At 72.6% G+C, this 18,634-nt stretch carries 19 protein-coding genes; 11 read left to right on the top strand and 8 right to left on the bottom strand.

What is annotated here, in order from left to right:
- Positions 1-8 precede the first annotated feature (8 nt).
- The gene (locus ACIBI5_RS43360) at positions 9-965 is read left to right on the top strand and encodes an ankyrin repeat domain-containing protein (protein ID WP_397255993.1); all 957 of its coding nucleotides are present in this window, start codon (positions 9-11) and stop codon (positions 963-965) included.
- Positions 966-967: 2 nt separating this feature from the next.
- On the opposite strand, the gene entS is transcribed toward ACIBI5_RS43360, so the two are convergent.
- A complete protein-coding gene (gene entS, locus ACIBI5_RS43355) occupies positions 968-2,215 on the bottom strand; it encodes an enterobactin transporter EntS (protein WP_397255991.1) in 1,248 nt (415 codons plus the stop codon).
- Positions 2,216-2,296: 81 nt separating this feature from the next.
- Here entS and ACIBI5_RS43350 point away from each other — a divergent pair, with 81 nt between their 5' ends.
- The gene (locus tag ACIBI5_RS43350) at positions 2,297-3,325 is read left to right on the top strand and encodes an ABC transporter substrate-binding protein (protein ID WP_397255989.1); all 1,029 of its coding nucleotides are present in this window, start codon (positions 2,297-2,299) and stop codon (positions 3,323-3,325) included.
- A 70-nt stretch (positions 3,326-3,395) separates the two neighbouring features.
- Here ACIBI5_RS43350 and ACIBI5_RS43345 read toward each other — a convergent pair whose 3' ends face one another.
- From ACIBI5_RS43345 to ACIBI5_RS43335, 3 genes are read right to left on the bottom strand one after another with little or no spacing between them, the layout of a single operon-like run.
- Positions 3,396-4,445, bottom strand: coding sequence for a FecCD family ABC transporter permease (locus ACIBI5_RS43345; RefSeq protein ID WP_397255987.1), 1,050 nt, complete (start codon positions 4,443-4,445; stop codon positions 3,396-3,398).
- Complete coding sequence (locus tag ACIBI5_RS43340; RefSeq protein WP_397255985.1) at positions 4,442-5,464, bottom strand: FecCD family ABC transporter permease; 1,023 nt, start codon at positions 5,462-5,464, stop codon at positions 4,442-4,444. The genes ACIBI5_RS43345 and ACIBI5_RS43340 overlap by 4 nt, the downstream gene beginning before the upstream one ends.
- Positions 5,465-5,486: 22 nt before the next feature.
- Entirely contained in the window at positions 5,487-6,551 is a 1,065-nt protein-coding gene (locus ACIBI5_RS43335; protein WP_397255983.1) for a PucR family transcriptional regulator, read from the bottom strand.
- Between the two features lie 76 nt (positions 6,552-6,627).
- On the opposite strand from ACIBI5_RS43335, the gene ACIBI5_RS43330 reads away from it, so the two are divergent.
- Together ACIBI5_RS43330 and pruA are read left to right on the top strand one after the other, a co-directional pair.
- Entirely contained in the window at positions 6,628-7,545 is a 918-nt protein-coding gene (locus ACIBI5_RS43330) for a proline dehydrogenase family protein (protein ID WP_397255981.1), read from the top strand.
- The gene (gene pruA / locus ACIBI5_RS43325) at positions 7,546-9,171 is read left to right on the top strand and encodes an L-glutamate gamma-semialdehyde dehydrogenase (RefSeq protein ID WP_397255979.1); all 1,626 of its coding nucleotides are present in this window, start codon (positions 7,546-7,548) and stop codon (positions 9,169-9,171) included.
- Between the two features lie 60 nt (positions 9,172-9,231).
- Here pruA and ACIBI5_RS43320 read toward each other — a convergent pair whose 3' ends face one another.
- Positions 9,232-10,059, bottom strand: a complete 828-nt coding sequence (locus tag ACIBI5_RS43320; RefSeq protein WP_397256110.1) for a MerR family transcriptional regulator — start codon at positions 10,057-10,059, stop codon at positions 9,232-9,234.
- Positions 10,060-10,112: 53 nt separating this feature from the next.
- On the opposite strand from ACIBI5_RS43320, the gene ACIBI5_RS43315 reads away from it, so the two are divergent.
- From ACIBI5_RS43315 to ACIBI5_RS43300, 4 genes are all read left to right on the top strand, one after another.
- Positions 10,113-10,583, top strand: a complete 471-nt coding sequence (locus tag ACIBI5_RS43315) for an AAA family ATPase (protein ID WP_397255977.1) — start codon at positions 10,113-10,115, stop codon at positions 10,581-10,583.
- A gap of 47 nt (positions 10,584-10,630) precedes the next feature.
- Positions 10,631-11,608, top strand: a complete 978-nt coding sequence (locus tag ACIBI5_RS43310; protein WP_397255975.1) for an NAD(P)-dependent alcohol dehydrogenase — start codon at positions 10,631-10,633, stop codon at positions 11,606-11,608.
- A 64-nt stretch (positions 11,609-11,672) separates the two neighbouring features.
- On the top strand, positions 11,673-12,914 hold the full coding sequence (locus tag ACIBI5_RS43305; protein WP_397255973.1) for a YibE/F family protein: 1,242 nt from the start codon (positions 11,673-11,675) through the stop codon (positions 12,912-12,914).
- A 116-nt stretch (positions 12,915-13,030) separates the two neighbouring features.
- Positions 13,031-14,362: an erythromycin esterase family protein gene (locus ACIBI5_RS43300; RefSeq protein WP_397255971.1), complete on the top strand. Its 1,332-nt coding sequence runs from the start codon at positions 13,031-13,033 to the stop codon at positions 14,360-14,362.
- A 34-nt stretch (positions 14,363-14,396) separates the two neighbouring features.
- Here the strand turns inward: ACIBI5_RS43300 and ACIBI5_RS43295 are convergent, their stop codons facing one another.
- Positions 14,397-14,960, bottom strand: coding sequence for a TetR/AcrR family transcriptional regulator (locus ACIBI5_RS43295; RefSeq protein ID WP_397255969.1), 564 nt, complete (start codon positions 14,958-14,960; stop codon positions 14,397-14,399).
- 90 nt (positions 14,961-15,050) lie between these two features.
- On the opposite strand from ACIBI5_RS43295, the gene ACIBI5_RS43290 reads away from it, so the two are divergent.
- The 3 genes from ACIBI5_RS43290 to ACIBI5_RS43280 all read left to right on the top strand — a co-directional run bounded on the left by ACIBI5_RS43290 (position 15,051) and on the right by ACIBI5_RS43280 (position 17,256).
- The gene (locus ACIBI5_RS43290) at positions 15,051-15,944 is read left to right on the top strand and encodes a TIGR03620 family F420-dependent LLM class oxidoreductase (protein WP_397255967.1); all 894 of its coding nucleotides are present in this window, start codon (positions 15,051-15,053) and stop codon (positions 15,942-15,944) included.
- A 62-nt stretch (positions 15,945-16,006) separates the two neighbouring features.
- Positions 16,007-16,345 (top strand): PadR family transcriptional regulator, encoded by a 339-nt coding sequence (locus ACIBI5_RS43285; protein WP_397255965.1) that lies wholly within the window; start codon positions 16,007-16,009, stop codon positions 16,343-16,345.
- Positions 16,342-17,256: a hypothetical protein gene (locus ACIBI5_RS43280; RefSeq protein ID WP_397255963.1), complete on the top strand. Its 915-nt coding sequence runs from the start codon at positions 16,342-16,344 to the stop codon at positions 17,254-17,256. Before ACIBI5_RS43285 ends, ACIBI5_RS43280 begins: the two co-directional genes overlap by 4 nt.
- Here ACIBI5_RS43280 and ACIBI5_RS43275 read toward each other — a convergent pair.
- Complete coding sequence (locus ACIBI5_RS43275; RefSeq protein ID WP_397255961.1) at positions 17,253-17,972, bottom strand: DUF427 domain-containing protein; 720 nt, start codon at positions 17,970-17,972, stop codon at positions 17,253-17,255. The two genes, ACIBI5_RS43280 and ACIBI5_RS43275, sit on opposite strands and share 4 nt — an antisense overlap.
- A gap of 53 nt (positions 17,973-18,025) precedes the next feature.
- A complete protein-coding gene (locus ACIBI5_RS43270) occupies positions 18,026-18,610 on the bottom strand; it encodes a hypothetical protein (protein WP_397255959.1) in 585 nt (194 codons plus the stop codon).
- Positions 18,611-18,634 lie beyond the last annotated feature (24 nt).

Here is an 18,634-nt window from a genome sequence, read left to right as displayed (position 1 = left end):
GATGGCGGATGAGTGCTGACTGGTCGGGCATGGGAGGGGACGCCTGGAGCGACCTGGGCACGGTTCGCGCCAGATTGGCGGCGGGTGCGTCTCCGGACGCCGATGCCCGCCACGGCCGGACGGCGCTGTGGATCGCGGCCGAGGCGGGATCACCCGAGGTGGTCGCCGAACTGGCCGCCCGCTCCGCCGACGTGGACGCCGAGGTCGACGGCAGGACCGCGCTGTGGTGCGCGGTCTACGCCGGCCGCGCCGACAACGCCCGTGCCCTCGCCGAGGCCGGGGCGAACCCGTGGCGGCCGATGATGAACGGCTGGCCGCCCGGCCGCCTCGCGCTGGCCGGTCCCACCCCCGGTCTGTTCCCCAGGCCGGACGGCGAGCCGGGCCTCACCGACGAGGAGAGCGCCTTCGTCTCCCGGGCGGGAAGCGTGGTCGCCGCCCTGGCGGATTTCAAGGACGACGGGCACAGCATCGCGTGCATGGCCGGGATCGACGCGGCGGAAGCAATGCGCAGGCTGGATGCCACGCCCGCCACCGAGGAGGAGATCGAGGAGATCTTCGAGGACCCCTTCGACGACATGGAGGAAAGCCTCAGGTTCGTCGGCGTGACCGACGTGCCGGGCGGCTGCGTCGTGGCCCAGCCCTGGGGGTACGCACCCTTCACGACCGGTGTCCAGAAGGCCCTGTCGGCGGGCACAAGCTGCTATGGCCTCTACTCCAACCCCGCGAGCGGCAACCAGGGCAGCGCCGCCGTCGACGGCGCCGTCGTCGAATGGGACACGCACCCGGGCGGCGGCCAGGTCGAGGAGTCGGAGCCGGCGGAGACGATCCTGCTGAAGTACCTGCTCCAGGGCCACGCGGAAGCCGAGACCTTCGCCCGCGCGGGCCTGTTGCCGCCCGACTCGCGCGCGATCACCGTCGAGCCCGATCTGTGGCTGAAGCTGCCCGACGGCGACCTCTGGGCCTGATGTCAGCCGGCGGGCAGTGGGCGGGCGCGGCGTAGGGAGGGGGTGGCCACGGCCAGCGTGGCCACCCCGGCCACGCAGGCCAGCCCGCCGATCACCGCCGCGCCGCCCGGCGGCGCGAGGCGGGCCAGGCCGCCGGCGACCACGTTGCCCAGGGCCGGGCCGACGGTCGCCTCGGTCAGCCACAGGCTCGACACCCGCCCGAGCAGCCGGTCGGGCGTGCGTGACTGGATGAGCGCCCCGGCCAGCACCTCGGAGACCACCTGCCCGACCCCGGACAGCGCGAGGAACGCCAGCGCCCACGGCAGGCTCACCGGCAGCCACGCGCTGGCGCCGAACCCGGCCACCGCCAGCCCCCACAGCGCCACCGCGCCGATCAGCACCCGCCCGGGACGGCGTACCCGGCCGATCCAGCCGCTGGCCAGCGCCGCGAGCAGCGCTCCCGCCGCGGGGGCGCTGTAGAGCAGCCCGGCCGTGGCCGCGTCGCCGCCGTAGTGTGCCGCAACGAACGCGGGAAACAGCGCGTACGGCGTGGCCATCAGCGTCCCGCTGAGATCGAGCAGGATCACCCCGGCGATCACCGGGTCGCGCCGGGCGAAGCGCACCCCTTCCGCGATCGACCGCAGCGGATGGGCGTTCCCGCCCCCGCCGGGCCGCAGCGGGCGCAGCATCCACAGCAGCACGGTCGTCACGACGGTGGTGGCGCAGGTGAGCGTGTAGCAGGCGCCGAACCCCGGCCCGGCGACAAGCAGCCCGCCCAATGACGGCCCGGCGATGGTCCCGACCTGCGTGGTGATGGAGGTGAGCGCCTCGGCGGCGGCGAGCTTGTCCCGGCCGACGAGCGCGGGCACGGCGGCCATGAGGGCGGTCTCGCTGAGCCCGTCGGCCAGCCCGATCAGCCCGGCGCTCAGGTAGATCACCCCGAGCCGCGGCTCGGGCAGGAAGGCGTTGACCGCGAGCACCGCGAACCCCGCCGCCGCCCCCGCCCGCGACCCCACGATGAGCAGCCGCCGGTCCATCCGGTCGGCGAGCACGCCTCCGGCGAGCGTGCCGGCGAGCAACGGCCCGCCCAGCGACAGGCTGATCAGGCTGACGTGGAGTGACGAACCGGTCATCGCGTACACCTGCATGGCCAGCGCCACACCGGTCACACCGATGCCGAGGAGGGAGACCATCCGGGCGGCGAAGACATAGCGGAAGTCGCGGCCGGTCCGCAGCGGAGTGATGTCGATGACCACGTGTCCCAGGCGCACGAGTCTCCCCAGACGGTCAAGATGACGTTAGATTACCCTAAAAAAGGGAAGCCTTACCTAACTTCTGAGAAGGGTAGTTTCATGGCATCCGGCATCACTCGTCGTCAGGCCCTCCGCGGCGGTTCCCTCCTCACGCTCGGAGCCCTCGCCGCCGCGTGCGGCACCGCCGACCCCGGCGGCGCGCCGGCCGCGCCCGCCGGCGCGGCGTCCAAGGCGGCGAGTACGGCGGGGCCATGGTCGTTCACCGACGACCGGGGCAAGAAGGCGGAGGCGCCCGCCGCCCCCAAGCGGATCGTCGCCTACGTGGGCGCGGCCGCCGCGCTGTGGGACTTCGGCGTCCCGTCGGTCGGCCTGTTCGGCTCCACCACGCTCAAGAACGGCTCCAAGGACCCGCTCGCCGGGGACGTCGACCTGGCCAAGGCGACCTCGATCGGTACCGGCTACGGCGAGTTCAACGTGGAGAAGTACGCCTCGCTCCAGCCCGAGCTGCTGGTGACCACCAAGTTCAAGGACCTGGTCTGGTACGTGCCGGAGAAGCAGATGGGCGACATCGAGGCGCTGGCCCCGCTGGTCGCGATCGAGACCGTCAAGGGCACCGACCTGAAGAAGGTCCTGGCCCGCTTCGAGGAACTCGCCGTCTCGCTGGGCGCCGACCCCGCCGCGCCCGCCGTCGCCCAGGGCAAGAAGGCCTTCGACGAGGCCTCGGAGAGGGTGGCCAAGACCGCGGAGAAGGGGCTGAAGGTCCTCGCGGTCGCCGGCGGCCCCGACCAGTTCTGGGTGGCCAGGGCCGGGGCCGGCGGCTACACCGACCTCACCTACCTGGCCTCCCTCGGCCTCGCGATGGAGAAGGGCGCCGGCGACGACCCGCTGTACGAGACGCTGAGCTGGGAGCAGGCGGCCAAGTACGAGGCCGACGTCGTCCTCTACGACGCGCGCAGCCAGTGGCTGACGCTGGAGGACATGAAGAAGAAGGCCACCTTCGCCGAGATCCCGGCGGTCAAGGCCGGCCAGGTGATCCCCTGGGTGGTGGAGACCCCCTACAGCTACCAGCGCCAGGCCGCCTGGCTGGACAAGCTGAACGAGCAGCTGTCGGCGTTCAAACCCCTGTGACCTCAGGCGGGCGCGGGGCGGCCCAGCTGTGAAGCCTCAGGTGCTGCGGCCGCGGCCCAGTTGTGAAGCCTCAGGTGGTGCGGCGGCGGCCCAGCATCCAGAGCAGGTAGCCGCCGCCGATCGCGCCCGTGACCACCCCGGTCGGCAGCTGGGCCTGGCCGAACAGCCGCTGGGCGGCCAGGTCGCTGACCACCATCAGCAGCGCCCCCATCGCCGCGCTCGCCCAGATCGGCGGCCCCGCCACCCCGGTCAGCCGCCGGGCCAGCTGCGGCGCGGTCAGCGCCACGAACAGGATCGGCCCGGCCGTCGCGATGGCCACGCAGGTCAGCGCGCTCGCGCAGGCCAGCGCCGCCAGCCGGGCCCGCTCGGCGCGCACGCCCAGCCCGACGGCGACCTCGTCGCCCATCTCCAGCAGCCGCAGCCGCGAGGACATGGCGGCCAGCACCGGCAGCAGAACCCCGCACGCGATCCAGATCGCCGCCACGTGGCCCCAGCGGCTCCCGGCGACGCTGCCGACCAGCCAGGTGGCCGCCTGGTTGGCCGACCAGAGATCGGCCCGGGTGATGAGGTAGGCGTTGACCGCGCCGAGCATCGCCGCCACGCACACCCCCACCAGGACGAACCGGGCGCCGCGCAGCCCGCCGCGGAAGGCCAGCAGGTAGACCGCCACCAGCGCGAGCGCCCCGCCTGCGACCGCGGAACCGGCGATCGCCGCCGAGCCGCCGCCGAACACCAGGATGCCGAGCAGCGCGCCCGTCGCGGCCCCCCGGTCCAGGCCGATGATGTCCGGGCTGCCCAGCGCGTTGCGGGTCAGCGTCTGCAGAACGGCCCCGCCCACCGCCAGCGCCGCCCCGACCCCGAGCGCCACCAGCAACCGGGGCAGCCGCAGCCGCATCACCACGAACTGACCGGCCGCGCCGCCGTCGCCGGTCAGCGCCGCGATGACCTGCGCGGGTGAGAGCGGGTAGTCGCCGCTGCCCAGGCTGACCACGCCGACCGCGAGCGTGACCACGACCAGCGCGCAGGTCACCACGGCCGCGCGCAGCGACAGCCGATACGACCAGCCGCCCGCGCGCAGCCTGAACCGTTTGACCGGGCGTTCCGTCAGGGTCCTGGTCACAGCTCGCCCACCCGCCTCCTGCCGCGCAGCAGCGCGATCAGCACCGGGGCGCCGGCGAACGCCGTGATGATCCCGACCTCCAGCTCGGCCGGCCGTACGATGATCCGGCCGAGGACGTCGCAGGCCAGCAGCAGCGACGGCGCGATCACCATCGAGTACGGCAGCAGCCACCGCTGGTCGGGACCGATCAGCGCGCGCACGATGTGCGGCACCGCCAGCCCGAGGAAGAAGATCGGGCCCACCGCGGCGGTCGCGGCCCCGCACAGCAGCGTCACGGCGGTCACGGCCAGCAGGCGCGCCCGCCCGACGTGGACGCCGAGCGCGCGGGCCGCGTCCTCGCCCAGCGCCAGCGCGTTGAGCGCGGGCCCGAGCGCCAGCGCGAACACCGCCCCCGCCACCAGGAACATCCAGATCTGGCCCAGGGCGGCGGAGTCGACCGCGGCCAGCGAGCCCACCGACCAGAACCGGTAGCGGTGCAGCGTGTCGGAGTCGAGCAGCAGCACCGCCCAGACGATCGACAGGAGCGCGGCGTCGGCGGCGGTGCCGACCAGGGCCAGGCGGATCGGGGTGGCGCCGCCGTACCCGCGCGAACCCAGCGTGTACACCAGCACCGTGGCGCCCGCGGCGCCCGCGAAGGCGAACCACACCGAACCCCGCAGGTCGGTCAGCCCGAAGACGGCGAAGGCGAGCGCCACGCCCGTGGCGGCGCCCGCGTTGACGCCGAGGATGCCCGGGTCGGCCAGCGGGTTGCGGGTCAGCGACTGCATGATCGCGCCGGCCAGGCCGAGCGCCGCCCCCACCCCCAGGCCCACGAGCGTGCGCGGCACCCGCAACTCCCAGATCGCGGTCACCCCCTCCGCGCCCTCGCGGCGCAGCAGCGCGTCGAGGAGGGCGGAGGGGGACAGTTCGGCCGAGCCCAGCGCGATGCTCGCCGCGCAGACGGCCGCCAGCACCGCCAGGGCGAGGGTGAGGTTGCGCGCGTGGGCGGTGCGGCCTTTCCGGACGGTGAGGGACGTCACGTCACCTTAGGTTAGCCAAGCCTTATCCCAATGGCGAGGGATCCGACAGGTGCGCCGCCTTGAGGCCGAGATGGACGACCAGGCGGTCGTCCCCGTCGTCCAGGTCGCGGTTGAGGGCGCGCTCGGCCTTGCCGAGCCGGTAGTAGAGCGTCTGGCGGTGCACGCCCAGCTCCGCCGCCGCCTTCTGGGCGTGCCCGCCCAGATCGAGGTACGTCTCGACCGTGCGGGCCAGCTCCCCGTCGAGCCCCGCCACCTCCGCGGCCAGCTCCCGCAGGTCGGCCCGGCCCAGGCGGGCCAGCAGCCGGTGCACGCCCAGGTCCTCCCAGCGGGCGACCGGGGCGAAGCGGGTGAAGTGCTCGGCGATGCGCAGCGCCTGCTGGGCCTCCCGCCAGCTCTGCCAGGCGTCGGCCGGGTCCTGCCGGGGGGCTCCGATGCCGGCGGCGGTGCCGTACACACTCTGGAGGGTGTGCGCGACCTCGGCGGCCAGGTGCGCGGGGGACAGCAGCGCCACCGGCGAGCCCGCGAGGGCGAGCACGCCGCGCGGCAGGGTCCAGAGGGCGGCCACGCGGTCGGGCGACTCCCTGACGGCGAGCGCGGCCACCGGGCCCGGCATTCCGGTGGAGGCGGTGGCGCGTTCCTCGGGGTCGGCCGAGAGCAGGGCGCGCAGCCCGCGCCCGGCGTCCTGGCGGCTGCGCGCCTCGTGCGCCAGCGCGCTCGCGGCCCGTGCGACCAGGCCCCCTGCGCGGGCGAGCACCTCGTCGGACAGGGCGCCGGAGTCGAGCAGCCAGAGGTAGCCGTAGGTCACCTCGCGATGGCGCAGCGGCCAGCAGATGCGCGCCTTCAGGTCGTGGTCGGCGGGGATGCGGACGGGGCCGTGCGCCTTGGCGATGCCGAAGCGCTCGAAGTAGTCGCGCACCTCGCCCGTGGCGCGGCGGCGCAGGATCGACTCCTGGCGGACCGCGTCGATCTCCCCGTGCTGCGCGTTGTAGGCCAGCAGGCGGAACGAGCGGTCCTCCAGCGTCGCGGAAGCCCCGAGAACGCGGGCTATCTCGTCGACGGTCTCCTGGAGATCGGCGGTGTTGTGCATTTGTATGACAGCCTGCCACATCCCGCGTTACGGACGTCGATGGCTGTGGTCTGAACAGGAGTTTTAGGCTGGATGCATGCTCGGTCAACTGCTACTCGCCACGTCACGGAGCAGGCTCGTACGCCGCTCCGTGTCCGGCTTCCCGCTCACCCGCAAGGTGGTCGACCGTTTCGTCGCAGGCGAGAGCGCCCACGAGGCGCGCGCGGCGATCGAGCGGCTGGTCGGCGGCGGACTGACCGTCACCGTCGACCACCTCGGCGAGGAGACCCACGACGCGGGCGCCGCCGCGGCCACCGCCGAGGCCTACGTGACGCTGCTGGACACGCTGCGCCCGCTGGAGCTCGGCGAGCGCGCGGAGGTGTCGGTCAAGCTGTCGGCCGTCGGTCAGGAGCTCTCCGACGACCTGGCCCTGGAGCACGTGCGCGACATCTGCGCCGCCGCGGCCGCCAACGGCTCGGCCGTGACGCTCGACATGGAGGATCACACCACCGTCGACTCGACGCTGGGCATCCTGCGCAAGCTGCGCGAGGAGTACCCGTCGACCGGTGTCGCGATCCAGGCCTATCTGTTCCGCAGTGAGGACGACCTGCGCGAGCTCTCCGCCGAGGGCTCGCGGGTACGGCTGGTCAAGGGCGCCTACAACGAGCCCGCCTCGGTCGCCCACCAGGGCAAGGCCGAGGTGGACAAGGCGTACGTGCGATGCCTGCGGATCCTCATGGCGGGGAAGGGATACCCCATGGTGGCGACGCACGACGACCGCCTGATCTCCATCACCGAGCTGCTGGCCGACCGCTTCGGCCGCGCCATAGGTGACTACGAGTACCAGATGCTCTACGGGATCAGGACCGACAGGCAGGAGGCCCTGGCCGGAGCGGGCCACACGGTCCGCGTCTACGTGCCCTACGGCGACGACTGGTACGGCTACTTCATGCGCCGTCTCGCCGAACGCCCCGCCAACGTCGCCTTCTTCCTTCGTGCCCTTGGAGGCAAGTAAATGGACGCCATCAGCAACGTTCCCGCTCCGGCCAACGAGCCGGTGTTCGGCTACGCCCCGGGCAGCGCCGAGCGCACCGCCCTGGAGAACCGGATCAAGGAGCTGGCCGGCAGCTCCATCGACCTGCCCATGACCATCGACGGGAAGTCCCGCATGGGCGGCGGCGCGCCGATCGACGTGGTGCAGCCGCACAACAAGGCCTCCGTCCTGGGGCGTATCAACGACGCTACGGCCCAGGACGTGAAGGACGCGGTGGACGCGGCGCTGCGCGCCGCTCCCGCGTGGCGGGCGCTGTCGTTCGACGAGCGGGCGGCGGTCTTCCTCAAGGCGGCCGACCTGCTGGCCGGGCCGTGGCGGGCGACGCTGAACGCCGCGACCGTGCTCGGGCAGTCGAAGTCGGCGCAGCAGGCGGAGATCGACGCGGCCTGTGAGCTGATCGACTTCCTGCGCTTCAACGTGGCCTACGCCCGGCAGCTCTACGCCGACCAGCCCGTCTCCTCGCCCGGCGTCTGGAACCGGATGGAGTACCGGCCGCTGGAGGGCTTCGTTCTGGCGATCACGCCGTTCAACTTCACCGCCATCGCCGGAAATTTGCCGACTTCTGCCGCTTTGATGGGCAATGTTGTTGTCTGGAAGCCGTCGCCCACGCAGCAGTTCGCCGCGCACTTCACGATGAAGCTGCTGGAGGAGGCCGGTCTCCCGCCGGGCGTCATCAACCTCGTCACCGGCAACGGCGCCGCCGTCTCCGAGGCCGCCCTGACCCACCCCGCGCTCGCCGGCATCCACTTCACCGGCTCCACCGCGACCTTCCAGCACCTGTGGGCGACCGTCGGCGCCAACATCACCGGCTACCACGGCTACCCGCGCCTGGTCGGCGAGACCGGCGGCAAGGACTTCGTCCTGGCCCACCCCTCCGCCGATCCCGCCGTGCTCACCACCGCGCTGATCCGCGGCGCGTTCGAGTACCAGGGCCAGAAGTGCTCGGCCGCCTCGCGCACCTACATCCCGCGCTCGGTCTGGAACCGCATCAAGGACGACCTGGTGGGCACCGCCGAGTCGCTGACCGTGGGCGACGTGGCCGCCGACCTGTCGACGTTCATGGGCGCCGTCATCGACGAGCGCGCCTTCGCCAAGCACAAGGCGGCGATCGACCGGGCCCGCTCCTCGGCCGGGATCGAGCTGCTGACCGGCTCCTACGACGACTCCACCGGCTACTTCGTGAAGCCGACCATCCTGCTGTCGGACGACCCGGCGGACGAGATCTTCGTCAAGGAGTACTTCGGCCCGATCCTCGGCGTCCACGTCTACGACGACGCCGCGTACGACACCGTCCTCGGCCAGATGGAGTCGGTCTCGCCGTACGCGCTGACCGGCTCGATCATCGCCCAGGACCGCTACGCCGTCGCTACGGCCAGCGAGAAGCTCCGCTTCGCCGCCGGGAACTTCTACGTCAACGACAAGCCCACCGGCGCGGTCGTCGGGCAGCAGCCCTTCGGCGGCGCCCGCGCCTCGGGCACCAACGACAAGGCCGGCTCGATCTTCAACCTGATCCGCTGGGTGAACGCCCGCACGATCAAGGAGACCTTCGTCCCGCCGGTCGACCACCGCTATCCCCACATGGGCTGACCTGCCGGCCCATCGACGTACGCCCCCGGTTCCTGTGCTGCTCCGGGGGCGTACGCCGTTCTAGGCCTGGGACGCCTTCCTGTACCACTCGTGCAGCGGGGCCGGGTCCTCGGGCGGGGGCCAGCCGTTGACGATCGAGAGCAGCTGAAGATAGCGGTTCCAGCGCGGGTCGGCGGTCGCCTCCAGGTGCGGGACGGGTGCCGCCACCAGCGCCTTGGCCTCCGGCGAGGACGGGTCGATTCCGGCCGCCATGGCCTGCCGTACCCGGGAGCGGATGATCGCGACCGGATCGGGGCGCGGCACGGACGCGCCCGCCGGGTAGTGCTCGGCCAGCAGGCGCACCGCGGCGCGGAAGCCGGCGTCCTGGGTGAGCTCGGCCAGTTCCACCCAGGCTTCGACCTGTTCGACCTCGGGGTCGTCCGGGAGTTCCGGCGTGAGCGAGCACCGGACGCCGGCGTGGACGCCGGTGAGCGTCGCGTCGAGGAAGTCGTCGATCAGCCGGCGCCGCTCGTCCTCGGAAAGTCTGGCAAGTTTGTGCATGATGTCCGTCTCCTCAGGGGTGGATCCACGCCTGGCGACCGCTGTCAGCACCGCGCGCCGCAGCCGAAGCGTGCGCATCTGGACCTCCAGCGCCTCGGCGTGCGCGGCGGCGACCTCGGGCAGCGACAGCTCCCTGTCCACGACCTTGCGGATCGTGGCCAGGTCAAGGCCGAGTTCGCGCAGCGTTCGCACGAGGTCCAGGCGGGCGAGGGCGTCGAGGTCGTAGAGCCGGTAACCGGAGTGGCTGCGTCCGGACGGCGGCACGATCCCCTTGTCGGAGTAGAACCGCACGGTCTTGACCGTCAGCCCGGTACGGCGCGCGAGGTCGCCGATCGTGTAGCCGTCCATGCCGCTCACTCTCGCGCCTCCCCTTGGTGGAGACTCAAGTTACCCTCGCCGCTATGACGAAAGTCCTGATCACCGGCATGTCCGGCACCGGCAAGTCCGCCGCCCTGCGACTGCTGGGCGAACGCGGCCACCGTACGGTCGACACCGACTACGGCCCGTGGAACCACTGGGTGACCGGCGAGGACGGCGAGCGCGAGTGGGTGTGGCGCGAGGACGCCATCGCGGACCTGCTGGCCGGGCACCGCGAGGGCGCCCTTTTCGTGTCGGGCTGCACCTCCAACCAGGTCACTTTTTACCCGGACTTTGACCACATCGTCCTGTTGAGCGCGCCCGCTGACGTCATTCTGGCCCGCGTCGCCGCGCGGACGGACAACCCGTACGGCAGGCGTCCCGGGGAACGCCAGGAGATCCTGGACAACCTGGCCATGATCGAACCCCTCCTCCGCGGCGGCGCCACGCTGGAGATCGACACCCGGGCACCGCTCGACGAGGTCGTCGGACGGCTGGAGGCCCTCGCCCGGTGAAGTAAAGAAAACTAGACATGATGTCGAGTTTGCTTTACCTTGGCGGCATGACGATGAAGGCGATCACCCAGGACCGCTACGGCGGCGCCGGCGTCCTGGGCATGACGGAGCTGCCCCGCCCGGTGCCCGGCGACGGGGAGGTGCTGGTACGGGTCAGGGCGGCCGGGGTCGACGCCGGGGTCGTTCACCTCATGAAGGGCGAGCCGTATCTCATCAGGCCGATGCTCGGGCTGCGCGCGCCCAGGAACAAGGTGCGCGGCAGCGACCTCGCGGGCGTCGTCGAGGCGGTGGGCGCGGGGGTGAGCGCGTTCCGGGCCGGTGACGCGGTGTTCGGCGTCTGCGACGCGGCCTTCGCCGAGTACGCCGTCGCCCGGCAGGACAAGCTCGCCGCGAAGCCCGGCGAGGTGGGGTTCGAGGAGGCGGCCGCCCTTCCGTCGTCCGGGGTCACGGCGCTGCAGGCGGTGCGCGGGCGGGTCACACCCGGGCAGAAGGCGCTGGTCATCGGCGCCGGAGGCGGGGTCGGGAGTTTCGCGGTCCAGCTCGCCAAGGACCTGGGGGCGGAGGTCACCGGGGTGTGCGGGGCGGACAAGGCCGAACTGGTGCGGTCGCTGGGGGCCGGGCACGTCATCGACTACACCCGTCAGGACGTCACCGCCGGCTCGCTCCGCTACGACCTCATCGTGGACACGGCGGGCAATCGGCCGCTGTCGCGGCTGCGTCGGGTCCTCGCGCCGCGGGGTCACCTCGTCATCGTCGGCGGGGAGGGTGGCGGGCGGTGGCTGAGCGGTCTGCAGCGGCAGTTGCGGGCGGCGCTGCTGAACCCGGTCACCGGGCAGACCCTCCATGCCCTGTTCGCCGTCACCCGGGCCGAGGATCTGCGGGAGCTGGCCTCGCTGGCCGCCTCCGGACGGGTCAGGCCGGTGGTCAGCCGCACGTACCCGCTGGAGGAGGCAGCCCTGGCGGTCACGGAGGTGGCGGGCGGGCACGGGCGGGGCAAGATCGTCGTGACCATCGGCGCCGCCTGACCAGCGCGGCCCCGGTAACCTTCCTGGCGGAACCCCCTTTCCCGCTGAGGAGAAACACCCGCCCATGGGCGCCAACCACTCCCACGGCCCCGCCGTACCCCCGTCGAAGAGAGCCGTGCTGGCGGCGCTCGCCGTGCTGGTTCCGCTGGCGGTCGCGACCGTCGCCGCGCTCGTGTGGTTGTGGCCCTCACCTCCCGAGGCGCCCGCCTCGCCGGAAAGCGGCCTGGCCCGCTACACCGCCACCATCCAGGCCGTCACCCTGACCCCGTGCCCCGAGGAGCCGCCGGTCGACGGTGGTCAGAAACTCCCCCCGCCGGACCCCGCCACCTGCGGCGACGCCGTGGTCAAGCTCACCAGCGGCCCCAATCCCGGCAAGGAGGCCAAGCTCCAGCTGCCCAGCGGGCCGGGTGCGCAGATCTTCCATGCCGGTGACGACGTCATCGTGGTCTACGCGCCCGAGCCCACGCTCGACGTGTCGCCGTACCGCCTGTCCGACCACGACCGTTCGACGCCGCTGTGGTTGTTCGGCGCCGCGTTCGCGCTGGCCGTCGTGGCGTTCGGCCGGTGGCGGGGACTGAGCGCGCTGTTCGGGCTGGGGGTGACGTTCGCGGTGCTGCTGCTATTCGTGCTGCCCGGCATCCTGGACGGCAAGCCGCCGCTGCTGGTGGCGATCGTGGGCTCGGCGGCCATCATGCTGACGGTGCTGTTCCTGACACACGGCTTCACGCTGCCGACCGCGATGGCCGTCCTGGGCACCCTGACCAGCCTGGTGATCACCGGCGCCCTGTCGTACGTGTCACTCGACCTGGCCCACCTGGCCGGCATCACCGACGAGGCCGCCTTCAACCTCGGCATGAGCTACGACATCGACACCCAGGGCCTGCTGCTGGCGAGCATCATCATCGGCTCCCTGGGCGTCCTGGACGACGTCACCGTCACCCAGGCCGTGACCGTCGCCGAACTCTCCCACGCCAATCCCGGCTACGGCTTCCGCCGCCTGTACCGCGCCGGCGGCCGGGTCGGCAGGGCCCACATCGCCTCGGTCATCAACACCATCATCCTGGCGTACGCCGGGGCGTCGCTGCCCCTGCTGCTGCTGATCAGCGTCGGACGGGAGCCGCTGGGCCAGGTTCTGACGAACCCGGTGATCGCCCAGGAGATCGTCCGCAGCGTGGTGGGCACGCTGGGGCTGATCTCGGCCGTCCCGATCACCACCGCGCTGGCCGCCCTGGTGGCCCGCCGTACCGCCGACCCCGCCCCGCCCCGGCCCCCACGCCGCGCGAGGCACGCCGCCCACCACCAGTAGGGGCCGCCCTACCACGAAGACGCTGGTCAGCGTCATGGGTGCGGCGGCGGTGCGCCCATAGCCTCGTGAAGCCGGATCTCACCACGAGATCCTCGACAAGCGAGGGGCAAGACCGAATGACCGAGCGCATCGGCCGCACAGGACTGCTGGCGGCGATCGTGGCGGGGGCGGTGCTCGCTCCCGCGGCCGCCGCCGTCGCCGTCACGCCGGGGGGCGGGCAGGATCCGGTACGCGCCCTGGAGCGGGCCGCCCACCCCCTCCGCTCGACCGAGCCCGGCGGGCACACGGCCGACCTGCGGGCCCTCGGCGCGAGCATCGGCGACGCCAAGGTGGTGGGGCTCGGGGAGGCCACGCACGGGTCGCACGAGTTCTTCACCATGAAGGAGCGGGTCTTCCGCCACCTCGTCGAGAAGAAGGGCTTCCGGACGTTCGCGCTGGAGGTGAGCTGGCCGGCGGGGCTGGAGATCGACGACTACCTGCGGACCGGCGAGGGTGACGTGCGCGAGGTCACGAAGGCGGCGCTGGCGAACTCGCCGTGGGACCGGGAGGAGTTCGTCAGCCTGATCGCGTGGATGCGGGACCACAACCGCCGCAACCCCGGCCGCATGGTCCACTTCATCGGCGATGACGTCGGCGCGCCCAAGGTGAGCGACGCGTTCTTCGGCCGTGTCACCGGATACGTGGAGCGCGACCATCCGGACTCGCTGAGGCGGCTCGACGAGCTGTACACCGGCCTGCGCCCGATCGACGACGCGTTCGCCTACCTGCGCAAGCCGCTCGCCGAGCGGCAGCGGCTCGCCGCCCAGGCCCGGCAGGCGCTGGAACTGGTCGGCGGCCTGGAGGGCAAGGGCACGGACGCGTTCGAGCTCGCCGTCCAGAACGCGCGGTCCATCTCGCAGACGGCCACGTTCCTCGCCTTCGACCTGACGGACCGGGCTTCGCTGCCGGAGGCGCAGCGGTTCCGCGACCAGGTGATGGCCGACAACACGGCCTGGTGGCAGCGCCGTACCGGCGGCAAGGTGCTGGTGTCGGCGCACAACACCCACGTGGCCTACGTGGCCGCGAACCCCGCGCTGTACCCCAAGACGCAGGGGGCGTACCTGCGTGACGCGCTGGGCGAGGGGTATCTGCCGATCGGCTTCACCTTCGGCCGGGGCTCGTTCCTGGCCACGGACGGCAGGCTGGGCGGTGAGTGGAAGAAGTTCACCGTGGGTACGGCCGAGCACGGGATGAACGAGTACACCCTGGACAAGGTGCGCCACCGGGACTACTACCTCGACCTCCGCACCGCCCCGGCCGCCGCGCGCGCCTGGCTGGACGTCGCCCGTCCCACGCGCGGCATCGGCATCGCGTACCCGTTCCCGCCGGAGAACGTCGCGCTCGGCCGTTCCTTCGACGTCCTCGTTCACCTCGACGCCATCAGCGAGGCCACCCACCGGCGTCCGTGACCGGCGCGCGGGCCTCGGCGACGGCCCGGGTGTGTCAGGCGCTTGGCTTCGGGCTTCCGTTCGTGTGGCCGGAGCGGAGGCCGTCGAGGGTCAGGGTGAGCAGGCGGTCGGCGCGGGCCGGGTCGGGTGCGGACTGGGCGATGCCGGCCGTCAGCTCGACCAGGTCGGTGAAGTCGATGTCGGGGCGCAGGCCGCCCTCGCTCTGGGCGGGGAGCAGGAGGCGGTCGGCGGCGGTGCGGAGCATGGCCCAGCAGTCCACGCCGGCGGCCGAGGTGGGGAGCATCATGCGGGCGCCCAGGCCCTGGTCGGTCATGGCGTGGACGGTCAGCAGGCGTAGCCAGGCGATGAGCGCCTCGCCCGGTGGCCCGGCCGCGGCCAGTTCCTCCGCCTGCTCGCACAGCCTCGACAGGCGGCCCTCGAACACGGCGGCCAGCAGCGCGTCCCGCGTGGGGAAGTGCCGGTAGAGGGTGCCGGGTCCGACGCCGGCGCGCCGGGCGATCTCGTTCAGGGACGCGTCGGGACCCTCTTCCGCGACCACCGCGATGGCCGCCGCCACCAGCAGGTCGCGGTTACGGCGGGCGTCGGCGCGCAACGTCACGGGCACCTCCGGGCGAGTTGAAAACGGAGAACTTCTCCGATTATAGTCCCGCAGTATCCGGAGAGGTTCTCCGGATAGAGGAGGAGCATCATGACGGACCACGGCCTCGGCAGGATCGGCGTCTGGACCTTCGCCTTCGACGGGCGCCCCGCGTCGGAGGTGCGCGAGGCCGCGGCCGAGATCGAGGAACTGGGGTACGGGACGCTGTGGTTCGGCGAGGGGTTCGGGCGCGACTCGGTGAGCCAGTCGTGGCTGCTGCTGTCGGCCACGCGGCGGATGACGGTGGCCGCGGGGATCGCGAACATCGCGCTGCGCGACCCGATCTCCATGGCCGCCGCGGAGCGGGCGATCAACGAGGCGTACCCGGGCCGGTACGTGCTCGGCCTCGGCGGGCACCGGATCAGCGACGAGCCGATCGAGATGGACGGCTACTCCATCCCCAGCAAGGGCAGGGCGGTCGCCTCCATGAGCGCCTACCTGGACGCCATGGACGCGATCCCGCTGACCTCGGCGGCCTCGCCGTACCCGCCGAGGAGGGTGCTGGCGGCGCTCGGGCCGAAGATGCTGGCGGTGGCGGCCGGGCGCACGCTGGGCGCGCACCCGTACTTCGTGCCGGTGGAGCACACCGCGCGCGCCCGGGAGACCATGGGGCCGGACGCGCTGCTGGCGGTCGAGCAGGCCGTGGTGCTCGACACGGACGTGAGCCGGGCGCGCGAGGTGGCCAGGGAGCACGTCGGCTTCTACGCCGGCGCCGCCCCGCACCAGATCGCCAGCCTGCGGCGGCTGGGGTTCGGCGAGGACGAGATCAGCCAGGTGGGGGACCGGCTGGTGGACGCGATCGTGGCCTACGGCGACATGGCGGCCATCGAGAAGCGGGTGCGCGAGCACGTCGACGCCGGGGCCGACCACGTGTGCCTGCAGGTGCTCACCGCCCGTCCCGGCGAGATGCCGCGTGCCGAGTGGCGGGAGCTGGCGGCGCTCTGAGTCCCGGTTCTGTCACCCGGGGGACAGGGCTACGGGCGGCGTACCCTATGTAGATTCTCGGCATGCCCTCCGAAGTCCGTCTGACCACCACGGTGGCCACCGTGCTCCGGATCTTCCTCGAAGACGTCTCCGAGCCCCGCTACGGCTTCGAGCTGATGAAGCACGCCAAAGTGCAGAGCGGGACGCTCTACCCGATTCTCGCCCGGCTGGAGGCGGCCGGCTGGATCGAGGGGCGGCGCGAGGTCGTCGACGCGCGGCACGAGGGACGGCCGCCGCGCCGGCTGTACCTGCTCACCGGTGGCGGCGCGGCCTCGGCCAGGCAGGCGCTGGCCGAGCTGAGCGCCCGCCTCACCCCGCCGCCGCCGCGTGGCGCCGTCCGGCCCGAGGGCGGATACGCGTGAACACCTTCATCGCCATCGCCGCCGCGATCGGGGCGATCCTCGGGACCGCACTGGCCGAACTGGTCAGCGAGGAGATCCGCGGCCGCCTCGACCGTATCCCGGAAGGGCTCCTGCGCCTGGCCAGGCGGCGCCTGCCCGAGGACATGCGGGTGCCGCTGCACGACGAGGAGTGGTACCCGGAGCTGCAGGAGGTGCTCAAGGGCGAGGACGCCAGGCCGATCACCCGGCTGGTGACGGGCGTCAGGTTCAGCCTCGGCCTGATCAGGACCGCCAACGTGGTGGCCTCGATCCGCAACCGGCGGGTCACGCTGCAGGCCGAGCACGACCGGTGGGTGGCGCTGGCCGACCTCCTGCGCTTCCCGGCCAACGCCTGCGTGCTGATCACCGGGCTGGCGTTGTCGGCGGCGGCCGGGGTGCTGGTCGGCCTGCTCGTCCCCCAGATCCTCAGCATCACCCCGGCGCTCGGCGTGGTGCTGACGTGGGCGCTCACGGTCGCCTTCGGCACGATCGTCGGCCTCGCGCTCACCCTGGTCCTGGCCAACGGCCTCAGGGGCGCCACGCACAGGATGCTGCTCCTGCGCGCGCCGGTGGTGCGCAGGCCCGAGCAGCGGCGCGAGCCGTTGCGGGCCCGGCTCATGAACCTGCTGCTCGGGCGCGACCGGGACAACGCCCACGGCATGCGCACCGCCGCCTTCCTCGGCTCCTACACCGGCGTGGGGCTCGGCGCGGTGCTGGGGGAGCGGCTGACCACGTTCTGGCAGCCGCTGCTGCTCACGGCGATCACGATCGCCGCGCTGATGGTGCTGCGCTTCTCGCTGGTGTCGGCGCCGCGATGGTGGCTCAAGCGCCTGCGCCGCCGCCTGGAGGACGACGCGGGCGCGCCGCCCGACGAGGGCCGCGAGCAGATCTAGGAGAACGGCGTCCTGGGGCGGTCCTGGAGCACCTCGTCGACGTAGATGTCGAGTTTCTCGTTGTAGAAGGAGATCAGGCCCGCGACCCGTTCGCTCTCGGGCAGCGGCGTCCGGTAGGACCAGGCCAGGTCCTTGCGGCCGTTGACCGTCCAGTACTCGGCCGTCCCCTTGTACGGGCAGCTCGTGGCCGAGTCGGTGTGCTCCAGCAGGTCGAGGCGGACGTCGATCTTGGGCAGGTAGTACCGGGCGGGGAGCCCGGTCTCGAACAGGATCATGGCGTGGGTGGAGTCGGCCACCGTGACGCCGTCCACCTCGACCCTGATCCGCCGGGAACTGGGCAGGATGTCCACGCGGCTGTACGGGTCGCGCGGGTGCACGTAGACCTCCTCGTCCTCCTCGAACCAGGCGTCCATGGAGTCCCAGTCGAGCCGCACGTGCCCGCGCAGTTCCTCGATGGGCGAGTCGGGATAGGTGAGGGCGGCGTTCTCGGCGACCTTGCCCCCCGCGCTCACCGCGTGCACGACCGCCTCACCCCGGCTCGGCGACCGGCTGGTGGCCCCGCTCGCCTTGAGCGCCCCGGACGCCACGTCGTCGAGCGGCAGGTAGTAGGTCGGGTAGTGCGGGCTTTCCCAGACCAGCAGGGCCCTGGTGGTGTCGGCGACCACCTGTCCACCGAGGTAGGCGCGTACCCGCTTGGCCGTCGGCTCGACTCTCAACCGGCTCTTCATAGCTTCGGCAACCGCACGCGCCGCCCCGCTATTCCGGCCGATCAGAGACCGAACGCGGTCAGGGTGGCGAGGGTGGTGGTCAGGCCGGCGGCGGCGCCCGCGCTCACCTGGGCGGGCGTGTGGTGGGACAGGCGTACCCTCGCCCAGCACACCAGCGCCACCACCGCGCCCCCGATCAGGACGGTCGGTACGGCGGGCAGGACGTAGGCCATGACGACCACGGTGCCCGCGCACACGGCGGCGTGGAAGGAGATCTTCCACCGCAGCGTGATCGGGATCGTCACCGCCAGCGCGGCCAGCATCGCGGTGACGGTCGCGACCAGCAGGGTCGGGGCGCCCAGGGCGATGAGGAGGATCAGCGCGGCGAGCACCGCCGCCACGGCGCTGAGCAGCGGGCCGGTACGGCGGGCCCGGTCCACGATGTGGTGGGAGTCCAGGCGGCCCGATCGCACGCCCGCGGCGATCACCGCCGCCGGGACGCCGCCGCACAGGGCCGCGGCGAGCACGCCCCACCCGGCCCCCTCCCAGCCCGAGGAGACCAGGCCCACCAGCGGCGGCATCGCGATGACCAGGACCTGCGGCGCGAGCAGGTCGGTCACCTTCCTGGCGACGAGATCGGCCGTCATGCCAGCGATCATGACATGACGGCC

Origin of the sequence: Nonomuraea sp. NPDC050540 (assembly GCF_044457485.1) — a bacterium.
Lineage (GTDB): Bacteria > Actinomycetota > Actinomycetes > Streptosporangiales > Streptosporangiaceae > Nonomuraea.
This window is presented reverse-complemented; position numbering and strand designations above follow the sequence as displayed.